The 3733-nt window shown below is 66.1% G+C and carries 6 protein-coding genes; all 6 read left to right on the top strand.

The genetic code is table 11. The features are described from left to right. The coding region (locus tag RMN84_RS08075) for an aminotransferase class III-fold pyridoxal phosphate-dependent enzyme (protein WP_309611664.1) at window positions 1-779 on the top strand (779 nt) is incomplete at its 5' end. Next, on the top strand, window positions 776-1726 hold the full coding sequence (gene argF / locus RMN84_RS08070; protein WP_309611663.1) for an ornithine carbamoyltransferase: 951 nt from the start codon (window positions 776-778) through the stop codon (window positions 1724-1726). The genes RMN84_RS08075 and argF, both read left to right, overlap by 4 nt. A 31-nt stretch (window positions 1727-1757) precedes the next feature. Then, on the top strand, window positions 1758-2666 hold the full coding sequence (locus RMN84_RS08065; protein ID WP_309611662.1) for an Hsp33 family molecular chaperone HslO: 909 nt from the start codon (window positions 1758-1760) through the stop codon (window positions 2664-2666). A gap of 33 nt (window positions 2667-2699) precedes the next feature. Then, window positions 2700-3140: a DUF3617 family protein gene (locus tag RMN84_RS08060; RefSeq protein WP_309611661.1), complete on the top strand. Its 441-nt coding sequence runs from the start codon at window positions 2700-2702 to the stop codon at window positions 3138-3140. Between the two features lie 130 nt (window positions 3141-3270). After that, entirely contained in the window at window positions 3271-3621 is a 351-nt protein-coding gene (locus tag RMN84_RS08055; RefSeq protein ID WP_309611660.1) for a DUF3147 family protein, read from the top strand. Beyond that, a partial coding sequence (locus tag RMN84_RS08050) for a 7-cyano-7-deazaguanine synthase (protein ID WP_309611665.1) occupies window positions 3618-3733 on the top strand: 116 nt, incomplete at its 3' end. The genes RMN84_RS08055 and RMN84_RS08050, both read left to right, overlap by 4 nt.

Below are 3733 nucleotides of genomic sequence, written 5' to 3'. Positions count from 1 at the left end.
CGATAAGCGCGACCAACCAGGCGAAGATGCGCGACGGGTTCGAGCCGTTGTTGCCTGGCTTCACCGTCGTTGAGTTCGACAATCTGGCGGCCGCGCAGGCGGCGATGGGTGAGCATACGGCGGGCTTCCTGGTCGAGCCGGTGCAGGGCGAAGGCGGGATCAGGCCGGCGTCGCAGGCATTTATGCAGGGCCTACGCGCGCTGTGCGATGAGCATGACCTGATGCTGGTGCTGGACGAAGTTCAGTGCGGCGTCGGGCGGACCGGTACGCTCTATGCCCATGAGCAGTATGGCATCGTGCCCGACATCATGGCGAGCGCGAAGGGCATCGGCGGCGGCTTCCCGCTCGGCGCATGCCTGGCGACCGAGAAGGCCGCGGCGGGGATGGTCATTGGCACACACGGGTCGACCTATGGCGGCAACCCGCTGGCGATGGCGGCGGGGCAGGCGGTGCTCGACGTGGTCGCGACGCCCGAGTTTCTGGCGCAGGTCAAGGCGACCGGCGAGCGGCTTCGCGCCGCGTTGGAACAGATGATCCCCAATCACGATGCGATTTTCGAGGGGGTGCGCGGGATGGGGCTGATGCTCGGGCTGAAGATGAGGACCGACAGCCGCGAGTTCGTGACCTATTTGCGGACGCGGGGGATCCTGACGGTCGCGGCGGGTGACAATGTCGTGCGCGTGTTGCCGCCGCTTAACATCGAGGAAGTGCATATCCGCGAGTTCGTCGACGGCCTGTCGGCGGCGGCGGCGGATTACAAGGTCAGCCAGGCAGCGTGAGCGGTTCAGCGACTAATGAGGGGTTGCGCCATTTCCTGAGCCTGTCGGACGCTGGCGGCGACGCAATCGCGGCGATCCTGAACGACGCGCAGGACCGCAAGAAGGCGCGGGCAGGGTGGCCGAAGGGGAAGGTGGACGGCGACCGGCCGCTCGACGGTCATGTGCTGGCGATGATCTTCGAGAAGAATTCGACGCGAACGCGGGTCAGCTTCGACCTCGCCATGAGTCAGCTAGGCGGGAGCGCGATTATCCTCGACAGCGGGTCGAGCCAGCTTGGGCGCGGTGAGAGCGTCGGCGATACGGCGCGGGTGCTGTCGCGTTTTGCCGACGCGATCATGATCCGGACGGATGATCATGTCAAAGTCGAGGAGCTCGCCGCCTGCGCGTCGGTGCCCGTGATCAACGGGCTGACCGACCTGTCGCATCCATGCCAGATATTGGCCGACATGCTCACCCTGATCGAGCGCAAGGGCAAACTGGCGGGGAGCAAATGGGCATGGTTCGGCGACGGCAACAACGTCTGCAACTCGCTGATCGAGGCGGCGTCGATCATGATGTTCGACGTGACGGTCGCCTGTCCCGAGGGGTTTGAGCCCGACTTGGCCATGTTGCAGGCGGCGGCTGCGCGTGGGTGCAGCGTGCCGATCGTCCGCGATGCGGCGAGCGCGGCGGTGGGGATGGACGTCATCGTGACCGACACCTGGACGTCGATGGGCCAGAGCGACAGCGACAATCGCATACGGGCGATGATGCCCTATTCGGTCGGCAGCAGCTTGATGGCCGCAGCGGGCGACCAGGCGGTCTTCATGCACTGCCTGCCGGCGCACCGCGGCGAGGAAGACACCGACGAGGTGATCGACGGGGCGCAGTCGGCGGCATGGGACGAGGCGGAGAACCGGCTCCACGCGCAGAAGTCGCTGTTGCTGTGGTGCCTGGGCAAGTTGTGATCGGGCGGTCGCGCTCCTATCTCGCGCGGCGATGACTGATACCCTCTCCTCCGACGTCGCGCTGGCCGTGACGATACCCGCGCGCCATGCCCGCGGCCGTCTGGCTCGGTTGGGGCCCTCACTCGACGCCATTCTCGCCAATCATTCCTATCCGCCTGTGATCGAGCAATTGCTGGTCGAGGCGCTGACGCTGACCGCGCTGCTCGGCACGCTGCTGAAGGACGCCGGTGGGCAGATGACGTTGCAGGCGCAGGCCGAGGGCGGGATCGTCGGGCTGCTGGTGTGCGACTATCTTGGCGGCGAATTGCGCGGCTATGCCAAGTTTGATGCCGAGCGGCGGGCCGAGGCGGGGCCTAACCCGTCGCTGTTCGCGCTGTTCGGCAAGGCCTATCTGGCGATTACCTTCGACCAGCCAGAGACCGACGAGCGCTATCAGGGGATCGTGCCCTTGGAGGGCGAGAGCCTGGCGCAGGCGGCGCAGGTTTATTTCACCCAGTCCGAGCAAATTCCGTCGCTGGTGCGACTGGCGGCGCGCAGGGATGAGGGCGGGCATTGGCACGGCGGCGGGCTGCTGTTCCAGCATTTGCCCGAGGGTGAGGAAGGGCGCGAGCGGCTGCATACGCGGCTCGATCACCCCGACTGGCCGCATGTTGCGGTGCTCGCGGGCTCGGTAAAGACCGAGGAATTGACCGATCCGGCGTTGGCACTCGACGCTCTGGTGTGGCGGCTGTTCAATGAGGAAGAGGAAGTCCGAACGCTGGCGCCAGTGGTGCTCAGCAAGGGCTGTCGCTGCGATCCTGACTATGTGCGGTCGGTGATCGAGCGCTTCCCTGTTGAAGAGCGGGCCGAGATGAAGGGCGACGACGGGCTGATCCGCGTCGATTGCGCCTTTTGCGCGACCAGCTTCCCGATCCATTTCAACGAAGCGTCGGCTGGCTAGGGGGTTAAGCACTGGCCTGCTATTGGAGCCGGAATGCGGGGTGGTAGTTTCCGAGTCGTGATGGCGGCGGTAGCTGCTGGCGGCACATTGGCGTTGATCGGGGCGGTGCGCGCGGTCGAGCCCGGCGGGATCGCTGCTGCCCAGCCCGGCCTGTGGGATGTCAGCCGAAGCGCGACCGGGGCAAAGCCGGTGCGGGTGTGCCTGGCCGACCCAGCCTGGCTGGCGCAATGGGAAGATCGTGGTGCTGCCTGCAAGCGCGAACTGCTGACCGAGCAGGCCAACGTGGTGACATTCGATTATCGCTGCACCGGCGGGGCGTTCGGGCGGGCGGAGATGACGTTGCTGACGCCGCGATCGCTGAAGGTGCACACGCAGGGCATTTCGGGCGGTTTGCCGTTCGACGAGACGCTGTATGCGCGCCGGGCGGGGAATTGTCCGCAGACGTTAAGCACTCGTTTACCATCCCGACGCTAAGAACGAGGTGTGCCGGTGGCACGCTTTCCTCCCAACGGGCTAAACCCCGAACCTGGGCCGCTCGCAGAAATGCAGCGGCCCATTTTTTTGCGCCTTGTTCCTGCGCGGGCCGGGGCATTATGAGGCGGACATGCTTTATTTCGCCATCAAGGCGGCCCTGTCGGGGCTGATCGCCGCCGCCGTCTCCGAGATTGCTCGCCGCTATCCGGGATGGGGCGGGCTGGTTGCGTCGTTGCCGCTGACGTCGCTGATGGCGCTGATGTGGACGTGGCGGGATACCGGCGAGGTCGCCAAGGTCGCCGGGCTGGCGAGCGGAACGATGTGGTTCATCTTGCCGTCGCTGCCCCTGTTCCTTATCATCCCTGCGCTCCTGCGGTGGGGTGTCGGGTTCTGGGCGGCGCTGGGGATCGCCTGTGCGCTGACGCTCGCGCTTTATGCGCTGTTCTTCTGGGCGGCGCCGCGCATCGGGATCGCGCTGTGACCGGCAAAGCGGTGGTGCTGCTATCGGGCGGGCTCGATTCGATGGTTTGCGCGGCGCTCGCGCGAGAGCAGGGTTTCGACGTGCTCGCGCTGACGATCGATTATGGCCAGCG

The organism is Sphingomonas sp., from assembly GCF_031380695.1.
GTDB lineage: Bacteria > Pseudomonadota > Alphaproteobacteria > Sphingomonadales > Sphingomonadaceae > Sphingomicrobium.
This window is presented reverse-complemented; position numbering and strand designations above follow the sequence as displayed.

Coding starts and splice junctions, on each gene's coding strand:
- RMN84_RS08065 (WP_309611662.1), top strand. CDS start 1,758: ATGACTGATACCCTCTCCTCCGACGTCGCGCTGGCCGTGACGATACCC.
- RMN84_RS08055 (WP_309611660.1), top strand. CDS start 3,271: ATGCTTTATTTCGCCATCAAGGCGGCCCTGTCGGGGCTGATCGCCGCC.
- RMN84_RS08060 (WP_309611661.1), top strand. CDS start 2,700: ATGCGGGGTGGTAGTTTCCGAGTCGTGATGGCGGCGGTAGCTGCTGGC.